This is a genomic window from Acinetobacter terrae, from assembly GCF_013004375.1.
Taxonomy (GTDB): domain Bacteria; phylum Pseudomonadota; class Gammaproteobacteria; order Pseudomonadales; family Moraxellaceae; genus Acinetobacter; species Acinetobacter terrae.
In genome coordinates this window covers 169,760-185,586 of the sequence record NZ_JABERI010000041.1, presented here as the reverse complement: position 1 = coordinate 185,586, position 15,827 = coordinate 169,760, and the positions used below count along the sequence as shown (strand labels likewise).

Below are 15,827 nucleotides of genomic sequence, written 5' to 3'. Positions count from 1 at the left end.
ATATAAATAATCACTGATCTAAATTAAAAACCGCCTTGATGGCGGTTTTTTGCTATCTGATTATCCATTTACAGTTACTGTTTTGTATCAATAAAAATTCTCTTTCAACTGACTATTTAATGATTATAAATATTTTTTTGTATACGGAATATGTGACGTGCCTTACAGATTCAAGGATTTAGGATTCTATTCATATTTTTTTATTCGAGAAAAAATATTTTCTTAGAAAAATTTAAAGAAATCAATTTTTACAATTTTGTATGTTTATGAGTATTTTTTGTCACTTTTTGTCATTTATTGGTGAGTATTATAAGGGTATAAAAAGTAATCCACTTTATATAGGGGAGTGGTATATGATGAGCACACTAGAATTATTATTAACTTCCTCATCTGCTCTGATGCTGATGCTGGTGATTTATGCTTTTGGGCAAATGTTTAATTAGTCAGAAATATGTTGTATAAAAAAGCACCTTCGGGTGCTTTTTTATTGATCTGAATTTTATCAACTTAGTTTAATAAAACCACTTTAAGCAGTTTTATGCCTCGTATGAATAGTGTGAATTAATGCAGATAAATCATAGCTTAAGATTTCTGCATAATTTAAATATTGTTGTTTGGTTGCTTCATCTAAGCTCACACTCACTATTGAGTAGCCATCAGTACTTTTAAGTCAGGTTTACTGATCAATAAAGTGTTGTAATGCATGTCAATTTTTTAAACCCAATAATCACTTTTGTTAAAAGGAATTCAGTGTAAATTTTCAGGTAGGAAACTTACTTCAACTTTACTATTTGGACCATCTACAACAGTGGTTTCACTTATTGATTCATCTAATGCTTGGTTTTCATTTAAGCTATAAACAGCAGAGATGTCAGTGCTATCTTCTGGCTGATGCTTCATGGGCAAGCAAGCTATTTCATACCAAGTACCGAGATAACAATTTAATTCAAAATTTGAAACTGTTGGAATTTTGGAGACATTTCTTTTCCTTATTCATGTTTTTTTAAGTTAATGAACAATTTTTTATTTATAAATAACATGTTGAATATATAGAATTTGTTTGATTGTGTGGTTTTATATTTTTTAAAATAATTTATTTTTTAATAATGTTAAAATTATTTTTAATTGAAGATTCATTAATTTTTATATTAATTTATTATCTAATGGATTGTTTAATAATAATAGTTGGTTTTATAAGTATAATTTTATTCGAGTTATTATATTTTGATACATCATTGCTATTTTTATTAAGTTAACTTCGGTATATGCTGATATTGTGATTAATAATTGGACTGATATTGTCATTAAGTGGAATGGCCAGCAGGAATACTATTATGTCTAAATCGAAATCTCAACAAAATCAAACAGAGTCTAATCAACGAAATCAACCCATAAAACAACCCCACCACCTACCAGAGCATGACCATAGGAATAATGAGAAAAGATCGCCTGAAAAGCCATCACAGAAAGAAAAATAAAAAACTGCTCATTATGCCAATGTTATGTTTAAAGGGGTTCAGGCCCCTTTAAACAGAATAAGAGGAGTAACGTATGCATATTAAGCCCGTGAAAGTATATAAAATGAATGAGGATTTTAAAATTTCACCCAAGCTTGTTTATATGGGCGAATATGATGATGAGTATAATTTAATGAATGTATATAACTCATCTCAAGAAAAATTAACGAGAATTATGGGGACTTATCAATGGATTTTAAATTCCACCGGGGAGATTTTTTTTATAGAAGAAGATCTTCCTGATCTAACAGATTAAAGGGTTATGTAAGATGAACATGACAACAACATATCCACAGAAATTGGTCACATTTTATAAATTAGACAGTCCTGATATTCAGAGAGGTGTTTGGGCTAATTATGACAAGAATGGAAATTTTATAAATCTTACCAATTATTATGGTAAGAAATTAGAATTAATTGGACCTGATCGTGTTCGGATAGATGGAGAAGTATGGGTATGTAAAGATCATTTTAAATAGACATTTAATCTGTCTTAATTTAGATAATTTCAACCAATATGAGTGTGGAAAATTTCGATATAAATTAATTAATAAAAACTGAATAATAACAAGAATTAGTACTGATTTTTTATAAAAAATATAACTATATGTTTGAATTTAAAAGAATTAATTTTTTGGTTAATAAACGATAAAATACTACTAAATAAATTTAATGATTATAAAATATTAAAGAAAATTGTAATGTAATCATATATATTTGTATTTCTTATAAAAGTGAATATGACAAGTAAAATGATAGCAAAACAATTAAGAATACTTAGCTCTGTTCTAGCCATTCTCGGTATCTCTGCATTTTTCGCATTTCAGTATTTTTTGCAAGCTGAAGAGCTGGGTGGCTTTAAAGAAGGGACTGAACAATACAATGGTTATCGCTATGCCAAAGATAATCAACTGAAGTCGGTAGCTCAGTGTGATGATGAAAAAGATGATCCAGCAATGAATTTTAATCCTGATTTTCTGCAAGGCTGTAAGCAGTACTTTAATCAATAGTATTGGCGGGTATTTTTGTTTATCAAAATTGAAAAAATACCGAAAACTAAAAAATAAGCCCTTTCAAATAAAGGGCTTATTCTGTGAATGATTAGCTTTAATTTAAACAGCGACCCACTTATTTTTTACTTCTTCAGAGTCTACATTGAGAAGAACTTGATTATCTTTAATCTCACTCACCCAGGAAAGTGGAATAAGGTGATGACTACCTTCTTCATTTCTTGTTAACTTGATTTTATCCGAACCGTCAAGATGGTCAACTGTTCCCACTTTTGTCCCACATGATGCAATTACATCTGCATGTTTGGTAATGTCATTTACATTGATAGTCGCCATTTCATAGCTCTCCTATAATAGCGGTAATCTTGCACTATCTAATTTAAGGCATTCTCAGATCTTTATCGCTATATGTATGCAAAAGGGAACAAAATGTTAAGTAAGTTTACTTTAGTGGATGAGTATAATTTCCTGAACCAAAAATTTTAAATTTTAGCTCGTTGAACTATGAGTAGATATATCTTTTTAATTTGTTAACTTATTGAAAATAAAATACTTATTTTAAAAAGATAATTGCTGATGTTATGGGTTGACTGTGAAATTTTATAGATGAGGGATTTTATGGCAATGAAGTCTAATTCATTGAATGAACAGTATGCTTTATATAACTAAAATGACATACTTTTCAGTATTTTGTACATCAAAAAATATTCTACTATTTTCATTTTTCTGTACTCTGTTTAGGCTTTGTCACATATTCATCTTTCATTTCAAAAAAGAATTGATTTGCTTCATTAGCGTTGCAATTTAGCCAGTCCATTCTTTTGTCTTCAGGTATCACAATAATGGAACGCTTTTCATCATAAGGCTTATGGAATTGTTTCATAAATGGATGATGATCTGCATTGATGGTTAACAAGCTCATTGATCTGACATGTTTATTATTGATTACCGCATCTTCATAGATCGCTGCAATGGTGAAAGGCAGTCCATCTTCACGAGAAATTCCATACCAATGGGGCTTTCCATCTATATATTTGGGTTCAAAAATCGTTTCCACGGGGACTAAGGTGAATTGGTTTTTATGCCATGCGTGTCGAAAACTCGGCTTTTCAGCAACGCTTTCAGTTCTTGCGTTATAGGTATGACGACCGAATTTTAATTCTTTAGCCCAAAAAGGAATAAGACCAAATTTGGCGAGATCCCATTCAGGTTGATCCGCGCCATGCATTAAAATTGGTGCGTCGTATAAAGGGAAAATATCGTCAGGAAATTCAAATCGTGGCTCCGGAAGATCCAGAAGGAATGCTCTATTTCTTTTGATTGCTTCAAAATTTGCACACATGAGCGGTCTCTTTATTTTTATTCATCCTCATTAAATCAAAAATAATCAACAAAAATAATGAATCTTACAAATCTAGAACCATTCCTATTAAAGTCAGTCATTGCAAGGGATTTAATGACATTGCACCTATGTAAATCAGAAGTATGGAGCGATACGAATTTTGCACTGTAGCATCGAGTCAGATTTTTAGATTTAACCGCTTTGATTTGATTAATTCATATAAGGAATTTTTTGCCAATGAGTTTGATTCATTATATCTGGAAAATAAGGGACAGAAATTAGTTGAAATTTATATGACCTCATTCTGAGGTATATTTTGGCCAAATAATTGTAAAGTCATTATAGAGGGTGCGGCCCCTATAATTTCGTGGAGACAACGGTATGCTTAATTCCCTTCGTAAATTATTCTGCTTTCATGTTTATGAATTCAATTGGGATCATAAGCATGGATACACTCACGAATGCCGAAAATGTGGTAAAGCTGATTAAATCGTTTTTTCTCTAGTTAGTGAATGTACGACAGTCTATAAACCCTGCTAAATACTAGATATTGGTGGGGTTTTTATTTTCATATTCTAGAGAGTTGTGAATGCAACACACGAGCTAAAAAGATTTGCAGTTCTATGGTGATGAGTTTTCAAAATATCAGGATTCAAGTCGTAGTTTTTAAGAAACTAAAAGAACCGCTTAATCAGGAGAGATATGAATTTGTATCAGGATTAGATGAGTGGGCTTGAATCAAAGCTACTGTGAGGTAATTGAGCATAAAAGTGGCTTGTTAATGAAAATAATATTTCTAACATTTTTGGTAAATTATGTGAATTTAGATAGAAATATATTTAAGGTAAATCAATTATTTATATTAATGAAACTTACATTGAAGGAAATTGAAACAGATGTAATGTTGGATAAAAAGAATTAAGGAGTAGATTAAAAAAGTCGTCATGAGTACAACATATTCAAAACTATAGGATGCAAATAGAAATGGCTAATCAACAACCAATGCAGCAAAGTCAACATAATCAGCAGCCTGATCAACAGAAACAATCGAATCAGCCACAGCCGGATCAACCGGATCAACACATTCAGGAATCCAATCCGCAAAAGCAGCCCAATGAGCAACCTGAACAGCCACAAAAGCAACAGAAATAAAACTTACTTTACTCGCCTTGAATCCAAGTATTCAGGGTTTCATTGCTTCAAAGTTTTCGTAGATAAACTGTTTGATTATTTTTATTTGTCATCATTTCATCCAAGGGTAAAAAATAAATAAAATGAACTTAAAACAATTCAAAATCATAAGCGCTGTTTTAGCAATTATAGGCATTGCAGCTTTTTTATATTTCCAGTATTCAATGAAACCAGAAAAATTTGGTGGTTTTAAAGAGGGTACAGAGCAATACAATGGTTATCGTTATGCACAAGACACGCTCAAGTCTGTAGACCAATGTGATGATGATAAAGACGATCCAGCGATGAATTTTAATGAGGAATTTTTTGAAGGCTGCAAGAAGTATTTTGAAAAATAAAAGAAGCTTTCTAAGTAAGTTTTATTATATCCAAGGTAATAGTCACTTATTCGTTAGTGAAGTAGTCATTACTTGAATAAAGTGACCTCTGCATCCTTAAAAAACTCTTCATGACGCTCTGCAATAAAAAGTTCAGCTTCTGTTTGACTGGTAAAAAATTTTGACCGATCTTCCTCAGTCGTCCAGTGCCATTGGCTAAACATAGCAAAATGCAACTCTGATATCTCGCAAGTATGCGAGTCATTAAATTGATCGCGATAAGTTAAAAAATTACCATCTTTTTTTATGCAATAGAGCGCCATCAGCTTTTGCATCTCATCTAAGGTAAAACTGAGATTGTAGATGAGGAGGGGAATAGGAATAGTGTTAAATTGTGGTCTGCAAGTAAAATTTGTTTAATAAAAAATTAAAATGATGTTTTACAGTGTTTATTCTATTTTAGTTCACGCTGCTAAGCGGTAAATAACCCACATAACATATGAGGCAAACACAACAAAGCCCTAATTAAAGGGCTTTGGCATAAAGCAAAAACTCATTTACTTTATTAATGGTGAGGTCTTTTTTTCTTGCCACCACCATCTTGCTTATTGACTGTAGCCCAAGCAATACGTTCTGCATCTTCTTCAGAAAGACCACGTTCTCTTTCACTCTCGAAAATATGTTTTGCCTGTCGCTTCTGGTTTTCTGTATAAGTTGATTTATTACCTGTAGGCATAAGTTTATCCTCCTACAAACTAACGAATTGTCTCTACAATTTTAAATCAAGTAAGAGAAACTTAACAGGCATAATTTATGCTCAGGATGTATCATAGATTGCTGAAAAAGAGAGATTTTTAGGTAGTATACAAATTTTGAAATAATTGAATTTTGAAAAATTTTTATAAAGTTGAACTACTCCTTAGTCTTTTAGCTATAACCCAATACCACTCGTGATTTTTTAACTTACTGAAAATACATCTGTTTATATATCTATGCTCTCATTATCCATCCAACATAAACTGGCAGGATTCTACTTTTTCTACTATTCAATAGTAGGAACTTTCATGCCTTTTTGGAGCCTTTATCTTGAAGATCAGGGTTTTAACTATCAAGAGATTGGGCTTTTATCTTCTATTGCGATTGTGACACGCTTTTTTGCACCGTTTATTTGGGGATGGATTGCCGATAAGTCGGGTAAAAGAATGCTGTTGGTACGAATCGCAACCTGGATGGAGGCTTGTATTTGGTTCATGATTTTCCTGATTCCAAATACTTTCCAATCTGTCGCCTTACTCATGCTTGTTTTTAGTTTCTTTCAAAATGCAATTTTAGCGCAATTTGAAGGGGTGACTTTATTCTGGTTAGGTGAAAAACGAACGCAACTGTATGGCAAAGTGAGAAAGTGGGGTTCGATCGGCTTTATTATTGGTGTTTTTGGTATCGGCGCTTTATTGGAAATTGTTCCGATTTCAATGTTACCTGTCATGTTGCTGTGTATTGCATTTCTGGCTTTTATTTGGTCCTTTAGTATTAAAGAACCGAGTTCTGCACCGCGCTCACAGCAGCAATTAGAACCACTCTTACCGATATTAAAACGACCTGTCGTGGCTGCATTTTTTGCCATTGAATTTGTGTTGTTATTTTCCCATGCACCATTTTATAGCTTTTACAGTAACTACTTGCATCAAGTGGGTTTTAGTACCACTGAAATCGGTTTTTTATGGTCGGTTGGTGTGATTGCTGAAATTATCATGTTCGCTTTTGCCAATATGTTCTTAACTCGATTTTCTTGGCGTAGTCTGGTTAGCCTGTGTTTGGTTCTGACCGGAGCAAGATGGATTGTTGTTGGCCTATTACCCAATTCATTTATTGCGCAGTTTTTAGCACAAACCATTCATGCCTTTAGTTTTGGCTTATTTCATATGATTGCCATGCGCATTATTTTTCAGAATTTTTCAATAGGTCAGCAAGGTCGTGGGCAAGCGATGTATAGCACCATGTGGGGTTTGGGTGTGGCTATAGGCAGTATTTTAGCAGGTAGATATTGGCAACTAATTTCTGGCGAGATGGTTTTTATTATTGCAGGGCTTTCAACTCTAGTTGGCTTGCTGTTTGTTCGATGGCTACCGAAACAGATCCAACAAGCCTAGACCTAAAGCTCAATAAATATTATGGAGAATCTATTTTACAGTTGGATTTCACTGTATCGGTTAAACCAGGGTTGTGCTTCTTCAAGTTGAGCCGCCAGTTGCAGTAACAAGTCTTCACGGGCAAAAGGTGCAATAAACTGTGAACCTAAAGGCAAATTATCTTGATTCCAATAGAGTGGAACAGACATCGCTGGAAGACCGGTAATATTGGCCAACTGGGTAAAGGGAACCCATTTTAAATTTTCTTTCACAATTTGATCGACCAATTTTCCTTGAGCCAGTAAATGGGCTTTGCGGAGTTTTAATAGGCTTTTCAGAATTGGTTTTTGCCAGGTGGGTATTTTGATTTCACCATTTTTAGGTGCGACAGTGGCAGTTGCAGGGGTTAAATATAAGTCATAGCGATCAAAAAAATGATTCATTTTTGTCGCATAGACACCCCAGTTATTCAGGTTGTGAATATATTCAAGTGCAGTGGTTTGTCCGCCGAATGCAGCAAGTGCGAGTGAATCCAGTTCAAAATCGCTATTTTTTGCCTGATATTGTTGTTTAATTTGGTCAAGGATATAAGAAAACTGACTGAACCAGGTGGTAATAAAATCTTTGGCTAGAGCCATGCCGTCAATCGGTGGTGTATCTTCCACCACAGTATGACCTAAAGATTCCAGTAATTTAGCCGTATGTTGAACCGCAGCAATTGCATCTTTGGAAACATGGGTGCCAATAGGTGAATGGGTACTAAAAGCAATTTTTAATTTCTTAGGCGGATGTTGCATAGCATCTAAATAGCTACTTTTTGGATGTTCAATTTTAAACAATGAACTATGTTCAGCGCCGTGTGTTGCATCCAGCATTGCTGCGCTATCGCGTACGGTTTTTGCGAGGATATGTTGAATGGCTGCACCATGCATGGCTTCACTCATTTGTGGACCCCAGGGTGTACGTCCACGGCTCGGTTTTAAACCAAATAAGCCACAGTACGATGCAGGAATACGAATAGAACCACCACCATCTCCAGCGCCAGCAATCGGAACAATTCCTGCTGCAACCGCAGATGCGGAACCACCTGAAGATCCGCCACTATTGTGTTTTAAATTCCATGGATTGTGACAGGTTCCCCAGGCATCAGGCTCGGTAATTCCTTTAATTCCGAATTCTGGGGTGTTGGTACGTCCAAAGGTGACAATGCCGGCATTTTCCCAACGATTCACAATTTCAGAATTATGTTCAGAAATATGATTGATGCGTTTTAAGCCTTTACAGCCATATGAAGTGGGATAGCCGGCATATTCTTGAAATAAGTCTTTCACTAAAAAAGGCACACCCGCAAAAGGACCGGTTAATTCTTGTTGAGTGCGTTTCTGTGCATAATCATGCATTGGAATAATAATGGCATTTAATTTGGGATTGGTATGGGTTGCACGCTCTAATGCTAAATTCAGTAATTCTGAAGATGAAACTTCTTTGTTTGCAACTAATTCGGCCAATCCAAGCCCATCATATTGTAGATATTCAGAAAGATTCATTAAGGTCCTTGTTTTATTGTTGATATGAACTGTAGTTGTTGTAATGGATTTTATATGAAGAAGCAATACTGACCTGATTTACCTAGAAGTTTTTGATTGATAACGTGCTTGATCAACTTTGATAATCAGAAAAGCATTAGTTTGTTGCTACATAGAAGATGATTTGGATAATTCAATTAGGGTTTAGAAATATCTGGTCTTTGTTGCTCTAGAAATATAGCCTAAGCGTTAAAAATTTACTTTTCTATACCTAAAAATAATATAGGAGTATTTTGATCATCAGTTAAAAGATATGATGTTGTTAGAGGTCATATGAAGTAGATCATTGTTATTCAATTTCATAATGAATAATTGAATACTTTCAAGTCACTATCTTGCTATTTTTTAGATGAAAATGAGTGAATATATTGTTGTAATATGGTGATAAATACTGGTTTTTCATAAAAATATGCTAAGTTATAGAGAGAGATTTTTAGCCTTGAACTTCTGTATGAAAAACGCATATCTAACAATTTTACTTATATTATGCTCATCTGTAACGATGGCAAATGACAATAAAGCAGTTGTGGCAACAGAAGCTGCTGCAACTGAAACAGAAAGTTCAAATACTATTCGTGTCGCGACTCGTCCCGAAATTGTTGGTCTATGGGGAATGCAAGTTGCCAATAATAAAAAATGTATTGAATATTATAATTTTAAAAGTAATAACAATGTCATTATAAAAAGTGGGCAAGAGTGGTCATCAGGCATTTATGACTATCAGCCATCCCAAGAGGAACGTACTTTGTTGCCTGCACTGGTTTTGCAGGTAAAGTATGACAATAATGAAAAAGATTGCTCGGGTCTTCAGGAAGATCAAACCGGCGAGATTTCTCAGTATTTTGTACAATGGAAAAATCCATCGACCATTAATTTTTGCAGTAATGAAAAAGCAGAACAATGTTTTGCGACATTACGCCGTGTTTTACCTTAATAGCTAAAAACTAAGCTATAAAATTCAGCTATAAAAAAACCGCTCATTAAGAGCGGTTTTTACATTTAAGAAGCCCGTATTAAGAAGCTTCTTTTTGCTGACCTTCTAATTTCTGAAGCAAATGCTTTTCAAGATAATGAATATCCATGGCTTGAGCGCAGAAGTTTTCATCTTGTAAAATCAGATCTTTATGCAAAGGAATATTGGTCTTAACTCCAGTTAAGATCATTTCTTCTAATGCTTGTTTCATACGCGCAATACAAGTTTTACGATCTTTACCATGCGCAATGAGTTTAGCAATCATTGAATCATAGTAAGGTGGAATGCTATAGCCTGGGTAGATATGCGAATCCAAACGAATACCGGCACCACCTGGAGCATAATAATGCTCAATTTTCCCCGGAGATGGCATGAAGTTGCTTGGATCTTCCGCATTAATACGGCATTCCATCGCATGTCCATGACATTCAACGTCAGCTTGTTCAATCTCTAGACCAAGCCCACCCGCAATACGCAGTTGTTGTTCAATAATGTCGATACCCGTTACCATTTCTGTCACTGGATGCTCAACCTGAACACGAGTATTCATTTCAATGAAGAAGAATTCATCATCTTCAAACAAGAACTCGAATGTACCTGCGCCACGGTACTGCATAAGTTTACATGCATTGACACAGGCTTCTAAAATATCAGCGCGTGCTTGTTCAGGTAAGTTTGGTGCTGGTGCTTCTTCAAGCACTTTTTGATGGCGACGTTGTAAAGAACAGTCACGATCAAAAAGGTGAATGGCATGACCATTACCATCAGCCAAAATCTGTACTTCAACATGACGTGGCTTTTGTAAGAAACGTTCCATGTAGACGGTGTCATCACCGAACCACATTTCTGCATCACGTTGTGCTGCCTGAACAGATTCAAGCAAAGTATCTACACGTTCCACAATACGCATACCACGACCACCACCACCTGAAGCGGCTTTGACAATCAGTGGGAAGCCAATTTCTTTCGCTTCAGCCAATGCATTGTTGGTGGTCACTGCATGAGCAGAACCTGGAACAGTAGGAACACCAGCTTTACGCATCGCAGTAATTGCAGAAACTTTGTTCCCCATTAAGCGAATATGTTCTGGACGTGGACCAATGAAAATAAAACCTGAATTTTCGACAATTTCCGCAAATTCGGCATTTTCAGACAAGAAGCCATAACCAGGATGGATGGCATCTGCACCAGTGATTTCAGCAGCAGTAATAATTGCTGGAATATTCAAATAGCTTTCACTACTTGCACCCGGACCAATACACACTGCTTCATCCACAAAGCGAAGGTGCATGAGGTCTTTATCGGCATCGGAATAAATACCAACCGTTTTAATTCCTAAAGTTTTGCAAGCGCGGGTAATGCGTAAAGCAATTTCACCACGGTTTGCAATTAACACCTTTTGCAACATTTATAAATCCCCGTGGTTTTACGCGCGATAGCGGAAAAGTGGTTGACCAAATTGAATGACTTCACCATTTTTAACCAGAATTTCTTCAACCACACCGCTTTGAGTTGCTTCAATCGGGTTCATGATTTTCATGGCTTCAATGATGCCTAAAGTGTCGCCCGCAGAGATGGTTTGACCCACTTTAACAAATGGTGGTTCGCCAGGGCTTTGTGCAGCATAGAACACACCAACCATTGGTGAAGTTTCTACAGCACCACGTGGAGTTTTTGCAACAGGTGCCGCTGCTGGAGCAGTAGTCATGGTTGGAACGCCTGCCGCAACCACAGGATTGCGACGAGTTAAGGCGATGGATTGATCACCCTCTTTAACTTCTATCGCTTGTAAGTCAGATTCAATCATCAGGTCGATGAGTTTCTTGATTTTACGGATATCCATGAGACAGTATTCCTAATTATGATTGCGTAGAAAGTTGAATTTTTTCGATGGCATAATCCAGTGCTGCGGTATAGCCTTGAGCACCTAAACCGCAAATTACGCCAACGGCTTTATCGGACAGATATGAATGATGTCTAAATGCTTCACGAGCATGCACATTCGATAAATGAACCTCAATAAAAGGGATTGCGACACCAAGAAGGGCATCGCGTACTGCAACAGAAGTATGTGTCAATGCTGCAGGATTAATAATGATGAACTGTACGCCGTCTTGCTGGGCTTGATGAATTCGATCTACAATTGCACCTTCCCAGTTACTTTGGAAAGTGTCTAACGAAAGAGATGAATTTTGAGCTTGAGCGATGAGCTTCTTGTTAATGTCTTCTAGGGTGAGATATCCGTAAACTTCAGGTTCTCGCTTTCCTAACAAATTTAAATTCGGTCCATGAATAACCAAAATGGTCGAGCTCATTCAGCTTGCTCCAATTATAAGTTTGCAATTTTACCTTGCAAGATGTCAGCAAAGTTTGCGTATTATGGCATATATTTCCACATTCTTATTATGAACTGTTTGAATCAATGCGGAAGCTATGTGTCAAAACTGAGCTATATAATGGAAACTTTGCAAGGAATTGGCAATGTTAAAAAATGACATTTTTTATAATTATTACTATTTTTTACATTGTAAACTGAATTGACCAAAACAGCTCATTTATTTTCTGTAACAGCCATTGCTGAATCATCGATAGTCAGAAGTTCCTGCCAACAGGTGGTGTAGCGTGGAGATCGGTGATGTTGTTTCATTTGCCATGCTTGGCTGGTGGAATGGTAACCGACTTGTATGCAATTGGAACCGTAGCGTTGCTTCATTTTTAATAAGGTTTTCATCAAATCATCACGCTGTTGAATCAGTTCTAATGGCTGCCATAAGTCATGAATATGCTGTTGCTTGGAATGCAGCGCAGTAAGCATAACTTCAACTTTGACATATTTTTTATTTTCTTTAAATAAAACATCTATTTGCTTTAATGCTGCGTGGTTTAAAGTCAGTAAATCATCAGTTGCATATTCCAGACCTAATGCATGGGAAACACTCTTTTTATAGGGTGGGTTGGGTATTTTTTCATACAGCGCAACATGCACACATGCGCAAAGTTGCTGTTGTACAGTTAAGCGTTTATAAGCACGGTTTACATGAAAAGTAACAGCTTGTTTTATGATGGTCTTTTCACTTAAAGCTGAAGCAAAGCTGCGGGAGGACAGGATTCTTTTTGAAGGAATTGCAGGGTCATCCAGGGCAATACAGGATTGACCTTTTAGCTCACGAATGGTGCGTGCAATGATCACCGAGAACTGCTTGGCCAGATGGTGTTCATTGGCAAAAGTTAAGTCATAGCTATTATAAATTTCATAATCTTGAAGTTGCTTGCTGATTTTACGACCAATACCCCAAACATCTGCTACCGGTGTTTCTTGAAGCAAGCTTTCATAACTGCATAAATCTAAATCAGGCAGAAAGCACAGTGACTTAAAACCGGTTCGTTTTTTCGCAAAATGATTCGCCAGTTTGGCTTGGGTTTTGGTCGTGCCAATGCCTATACAACAGGGCAAGCCAATCCATTGATTAATGGTGCTGATCAAATCACGGCAATATTGTTCAATATCCAGGTTTTTTGCATAAGGCGTTAACCGGATAAAGCATTCATCAATAGAATAAGCTTCCAGATCATCTATATGGAAGTATTGCTCCAGGATTAAAAAGAAGCGCCGTGACATATCTCCATATAAAGCATAATTACTTGAAAATACTTTTACACCCGCCTGCAAAGCCTTTTTCTCAATTTCATACCAGGGAATCGCCATCCCAATGTTTAAAGCTTTGGCTTCATTACTACGGGAAACCACACAGCCATCGTTGTTGGAGAGTACAACGACAGGTTTTCCATTCAGCTGCGGGTTAAATACGCGTTCACAGCTGACATAGCAGTTATTAATATCTATTAAAGCAAACAGTTGTTCTTTCATTATTTTTAATCTTGATTTTGTAACGTTATCAAGTTGAGAATAAAGAGATGTTCAAAAAAACTCAAATTAAAAAATTGTGAATAATCAATAGGGCATCAGATGAGGGCGTTTAAGCTCGTGTAAGCTTTAGTGTAATTCCGGTTAATAGCGTAAAACTAGGCAAGGGTTACTGACTACAAATCAATAGATTAATATTTTGAATATTACAATGAATTAAGTCGATACAGTTTGGGGGTTGGTGAAATGGAAATATCCATTAGATTAGTAAGAGTCGTAATTAGTACGGCATATCCCTAACAATTAAAGGATGGATATGAAAATGGCTAATCAACAACCGAATCAACAAAACGAAAATCAACGTCAACAACAGCAACACAACCCACAAAGTGACAAACAGCAACAACAGCAGCAGCAACAAAGTGGTAAACAACAACAGCAACAACCCAATCAACAGCAGCAAAAAAATCCTCAGCAACGCTAAGGGTTAAACAAAAAGCCCCAAGATCATCTTGGGGCTTTTGTCTATCTGTAAATGTTTGCTGCTTTACGGCAATAAAACACTGACTATTTTACTCGAGTCTTTAATTGATAAAGAAAGAGACTGGTTTTTATTGCACTTATATAATTTTATTAGCGTAATTTTTTTAAAATACAGGTCACCACTCCCCAAATAATTAATTGATCTTCACTATGTAGATAAATATCTGGGTATTCTGGATTCTCTGCTTTCAACCAGATCTTGGCTTGAGCATTGTTTTGTTTCTCTTTCATCAGGCGTTTTACAGTGAACTCATTATTGATTAAAGCTAAAACGATATCGCCGTGTTCTGCATTTAAGCTGCGATCAATGAGAATCTGGTCGTCTATATCTATACCTGCATTTTTCATCGACAATGAATTCACCCGTAATACAAATGTACTCAGTGGGTTATGGATCAAATATTCATTTAAGTCGATAAAGTCTTCGGTGTAATCTTGAGCAGGCGAGGGAAAACCCGCGGCGACCGATTCCAGAGGATAAGGAATATCTAACTGTGTTCGGATTTGAATTGGATGCAGTTCAATGTTCTTAATGCGATCATCTTCAGGCTCTGGCTGTAACCATGCCTTGATTTCCAGCACTTTAGACTCTGGCACACGCATGACCACCGTTTTTTCTTGATACTGTGTTTTTCGCCCGGCATTTTTGCGTCTGCCGCCGTGGCTATGTTCTATTATCGTCGGATCTTTAGGTTTCATTGTTATTTCTTGATTTTGTAACAATTTCAAGTTTAACAAAAAACACTGAAAATAAAAAGATTGCCTACATATTTATGATCTAGGATAAAATGTCTTATTCAGCTCAATTTACCAAGGTATAAGCCATGCACCAGAAATCTCCATTAGAAGAATTAATCGCAGAACAAAAGCTATTATGCGAGGAATTTGATTCTGCTTATATCAAAGTCAGTGGTGACGATGTTGTTGCGGTTGCTGTAGACACCTTAAATCAGGAACCCATTGTCGGGATTCGTAAAAAGCCTGAAACAGAAGAAAATGTTGCTTGGTTCATCTATGGTGGAGAACTGGGAGAGGGGCAAGATTTTTTTCAAACCATGACTGTTCGAGAGTTACAGGATATTTTGCCTGAAGTACTTCCATACCTGGCTTTGGCTGAAGGTTTCCGCTTTATGATTGATCGTGAAGATTATGAAGATGTATGGAAAGAAGACTAACCCTAAGCTTAAATAAAAGTAAGCTGTTCAAATTGATGATATGAGCCACTGAATAAGTGGCTTTTATTTTTTAAGCGTCTGGATTTGAAAGTAACAATGTTTTAAATAAAGATTAAGACGCAAATAAATACTTCTGCAATGATTAAAGCGATTCTAGTGGGTTAATAAATCACACTAAG

At 35.9% G+C, this 15,827-nt stretch carries 19 protein-coding genes; 8 read left to right on the top strand and 11 right to left on the bottom strand.

Annotated elements, in window-relative coordinates; all coding sequences use genetic code 11:
• Positions 1–747: 747 nt before the first annotated feature.
• Complete coding sequence (locus tag HLH14_RS16115) at positions 748–900, bottom strand: hypothetical protein (protein ID WP_235940534.1); 153 nt, start codon at positions 898–900, stop codon at positions 748–750.
• Between the two features lie 651 nt (positions 901–1,551).
• Between HLH14_RS16115 and HLH14_RS15690 the strand changes: the two genes are divergently transcribed.
• Both HLH14_RS15690 and HLH14_RS15685 read left to right on the top strand, forming a co-directional pair.
• Complete coding sequence (locus tag HLH14_RS15690; protein WP_067726269.1) at positions 1,552–1,773, top strand: hypothetical protein; 222 nt, start codon at positions 1,552–1,554, stop codon at positions 1,771–1,773.
• A 496-nt stretch (positions 1,774–2,269) separates the two neighbouring features.
• Positions 2,270–2,527, top strand: coding sequence for a hypothetical protein (locus HLH14_RS15685; protein WP_171533459.1), 258 nt, complete (start codon positions 2,270–2,272; stop codon positions 2,525–2,527).
• Between the two features lie 102 nt (positions 2,528–2,629).
• On the opposite strand, the gene HLH14_RS15680 is transcribed toward HLH14_RS15685, so the two are convergent.
• Positions 2,630–2,863 (bottom strand): DUF2171 domain-containing protein, encoded by a 234-nt coding sequence (locus HLH14_RS15680; protein WP_067724295.1) that lies wholly within the window; start codon positions 2,861–2,863, stop codon positions 2,630–2,632.
• Between the two features lie 382 nt (positions 2,864–3,245).
• On the bottom strand, positions 3,246–3,869 hold the full coding sequence (locus tag HLH14_RS15675) for an SOS response-associated peptidase family protein (RefSeq protein WP_171533458.1): 624 nt from the start codon (positions 3,867–3,869) through the stop codon (positions 3,246–3,248).
• 984 nt (positions 3,870–4,853) lie between these two features.
• Between HLH14_RS15675 and HLH14_RS15670 the strand changes: the two genes are divergently transcribed.
• Both HLH14_RS15670 and HLH14_RS15665 read left to right on the top strand, forming a co-directional pair.
• Positions 4,854–5,021 (top strand): hypothetical protein, encoded by a 168-nt coding sequence (locus HLH14_RS15670; RefSeq protein ID WP_165493754.1) that lies wholly within the window; start codon positions 4,854–4,856, stop codon positions 5,019–5,021.
• 122 nt (positions 5,022–5,143) lie between these two features.
• On the top strand, positions 5,144–5,398 hold the full coding sequence (locus tag HLH14_RS15665) for a hypothetical protein (protein ID WP_067724293.1): 255 nt from the start codon (positions 5,144–5,146) through the stop codon (positions 5,396–5,398).
• 68 nt (positions 5,399–5,466) lie between these two features.
• Here HLH14_RS15665 and HLH14_RS15660 read toward each other — a convergent pair whose 3' ends face one another.
• Both HLH14_RS15660 and HLH14_RS15655 read right to left on the bottom strand, forming a co-directional pair.
• Positions 5,467–5,712 (bottom strand): hypothetical protein, encoded by a 246-nt coding sequence (locus HLH14_RS15660; protein ID WP_171533457.1) that lies wholly within the window; start codon positions 5,710–5,712, stop codon positions 5,467–5,469.
• Between the two features lie 230 nt (positions 5,713–5,942).
• The gene (locus HLH14_RS15655; RefSeq protein ID WP_171533456.1) at positions 5,943–6,113 is read right to left on the bottom strand and encodes a hypothetical protein; all 171 of its coding nucleotides are present in this window, start codon (positions 6,111–6,113) and stop codon (positions 5,943–5,945) included.
• Positions 6,114–6,369: 256 nt separating this feature from the next.
• On the opposite strand from HLH14_RS15655, the gene HLH14_RS15650 reads away from it, so the two are divergent.
• The gene (locus HLH14_RS15650) at positions 6,370–7,527 is read left to right on the top strand and encodes an MFS transporter (protein WP_171533455.1); all 1,158 of its coding nucleotides are present in this window, start codon (positions 6,370–6,372) and stop codon (positions 7,525–7,527) included.
• Between the two features lie 35 nt (positions 7,528–7,562).
• On the opposite strand, the gene HLH14_RS15645 is transcribed toward HLH14_RS15650, so the two are convergent.
• Positions 7,563–9,053, bottom strand: a complete 1,491-nt coding sequence (locus HLH14_RS15645; RefSeq protein ID WP_171533454.1) for an amidase — start codon at positions 9,051–9,053, stop codon at positions 7,563–7,565.
• A 490-nt stretch (positions 9,054–9,543) separates the two neighbouring features.
• On the opposite strand from HLH14_RS15645, the gene HLH14_RS15640 reads away from it, so the two are divergent.
• Positions 9,544–10,026, top strand: a complete 483-nt coding sequence (locus tag HLH14_RS15640) for a hypothetical protein (protein WP_067724289.1) — start codon at positions 9,544–9,546, stop codon at positions 10,024–10,026.
• Positions 10,027–10,105: 79 nt separating this feature from the next.
• Here HLH14_RS15640 and accC read toward each other — a convergent pair whose 3' ends face one another.
• The 4 genes from accC to HLH14_RS15620 all read right to left on the bottom strand — a co-directional run bounded on the left by accC (position 10,106) and on the right by HLH14_RS15620 (position 13,933).
• A complete protein-coding gene (gene accC / locus HLH14_RS15635; protein WP_067724288.1) occupies positions 10,106–11,473 on the bottom strand; it encodes an acetyl-CoA carboxylase biotin carboxylase subunit in 1,368 nt (455 codons plus the stop codon).
• Between the two features lie 18 nt (positions 11,474–11,491).
• Positions 11,492–11,908 (bottom strand): acetyl-CoA carboxylase biotin carboxyl carrier protein, encoded by a 417-nt coding sequence (locus tag HLH14_RS15630; RefSeq protein ID WP_067724287.1) that lies wholly within the window; start codon positions 11,906–11,908, stop codon positions 11,492–11,494.
• Positions 11,909–11,924: 16 nt separating this feature from the next.
• Positions 11,925–12,380: a type II 3-dehydroquinate dehydratase gene (gene aroQ / locus HLH14_RS15625; RefSeq protein WP_171533453.1), complete on the bottom strand. Its 456-nt coding sequence runs from the start codon at positions 12,378–12,380 to the stop codon at positions 11,925–11,927.
• Between the two features lie 236 nt (positions 12,381–12,616).
• On the bottom strand, positions 12,617–13,933 hold the full coding sequence (locus HLH14_RS15620) for a Y-family DNA polymerase (protein ID WP_171533452.1): 1,317 nt from the start codon (positions 13,931–13,933) through the stop codon (positions 12,617–12,619).
• A 319-nt stretch (positions 13,934–14,252) separates the two neighbouring features.
• Here HLH14_RS15620 and HLH14_RS15615 point away from each other — a divergent pair, with 319 nt between their 5' ends.
• Entirely contained in the window at positions 14,253–14,414 is a 162-nt protein-coding gene (locus tag HLH14_RS15615) for a hypothetical protein (RefSeq protein ID WP_165493752.1), read from the top strand.
• 149 nt (positions 14,415–14,563) lie between these two features.
• Here the strand turns inward: HLH14_RS15615 and HLH14_RS15610 are convergent, their stop codons facing one another.
• Positions 14,564–15,172 (bottom strand): LexA family protein, encoded by a 609-nt coding sequence (locus HLH14_RS15610; protein WP_171533451.1) that lies wholly within the window; start codon positions 15,170–15,172, stop codon positions 14,564–14,566.
• A gap of 125 nt (positions 15,173–15,297) precedes the next feature.
• Here HLH14_RS15610 and HLH14_RS15605 point away from each other — a divergent pair, with 125 nt between their 5' ends.
• Positions 15,298–15,648 carry an immunity protein Imm33 domain-containing protein gene (locus tag HLH14_RS15605; RefSeq protein ID WP_171533450.1) on the top strand — a complete coding sequence of 117 codons (351 nt, stop codon included), beginning with the start codon at positions 15,298–15,300 and terminating at the stop codon, positions 15,646–15,648.
• Positions 15,649–15,827 lie beyond the last annotated feature (179 nt).

Coding starts and splice junctions, on each gene's coding strand:
- HLH14_RS16115 (WP_235940534.1), bottom strand. CDS start 900: ATGAAGCATCAGCCAGAAGATAGCACTGACATCTCTGCTGTTTATAGC.
- HLH14_RS15610 (WP_171533451.1), bottom strand. CDS start 15,172: ATGAAACCTAAAGATCCGACGATAATAGAACATAGCCACGGCGGCAGA.
- HLH14_RS15690 (WP_067726269.1), top strand. CDS start 1,552: ATGCATATTAAGCCCGTGAAAGTATATAAAATGAATGAGGATTTTAAA.
- HLH14_RS15660 (WP_171533457.1), bottom strand. CDS start 5,712: ATGCAAAAGCTGATGGCGCTCTATTGCATAAAAAAAGATGGTAATTTT.
- HLH14_RS15620 (WP_171533452.1), bottom strand. CDS start 13,933: ATGAAAGAACAACTGTTTGCTTTAATAGATATTAATAACTGCTATGTC.
- HLH14_RS15685 (WP_171533459.1), top strand. CDS start 2,270: ATGATAGCAAAACAATTAAGAATACTTAGCTCTGTTCTAGCCATTCTC.
- HLH14_RS15630 (WP_067724287.1), bottom strand. CDS start 11,908: ATGGATATCCGTAAAATCAAGAAACTCATCGACCTGATGATTGAATCT.
- HLH14_RS15670 (WP_165493754.1), top strand. CDS start 4,854: ATGGCTAATCAACAACCAATGCAGCAAAGTCAACATAATCAGCAGCCT.
- aroQ (WP_171533453.1), bottom strand. CDS start 12,380: ATGAGCTCGACCATTTTGGTTATTCATGGACCGAATTTAAATTTGTTA.
- HLH14_RS15655 (WP_171533456.1), bottom strand. CDS start 6,113: ATGCCTACAGGTAATAAATCAACTTATACAGAAAACCAGAAGCGACAG.
- accC (WP_067724288.1), bottom strand. CDS start 11,473: ATGTTGCAAAAGGTGTTAATTGCAAACCGTGGTGAAATTGCTTTACGC.
- HLH14_RS15645 (WP_171533454.1), bottom strand. CDS start 9,053: ATGAATCTTTCTGAATATCTACAATATGATGGGCTTGGATTGGCCGAA.
- HLH14_RS15675 (WP_171533458.1), bottom strand. CDS start 3,869: ATGTGTGCAAATTTTGAAGCAATCAAAAGAAATAGAGCATTCCTTCTG.
- HLH14_RS15665 (WP_067724293.1), top strand. CDS start 5,144: ATGAACTTAAAACAATTCAAAATCATAAGCGCTGTTTTAGCAATTATA.
- HLH14_RS15605 (WP_171533450.1), top strand. CDS start 15,298: ATGCACCAGAAATCTCCATTAGAAGAATTAATCGCAGAACAAAAGCTA.
- HLH14_RS15615 (WP_165493752.1), top strand. CDS start 14,253: ATGGCTAATCAACAACCGAATCAACAAAACGAAAATCAACGTCAACAA.
- HLH14_RS15640 (WP_067724289.1), top strand. CDS start 9,544: ATGAAAAACGCATATCTAACAATTTTACTTATATTATGCTCATCTGTA.
- HLH14_RS15680 (WP_067724295.1), bottom strand. CDS start 2,863: ATGGCGACTATCAATGTAAATGACATTACCAAACATGCAGATGTAATT.
- HLH14_RS15650 (WP_171533455.1), top strand. CDS start 6,370: ATGCTCTCATTATCCATCCAACATAAACTGGCAGGATTCTACTTTTTC.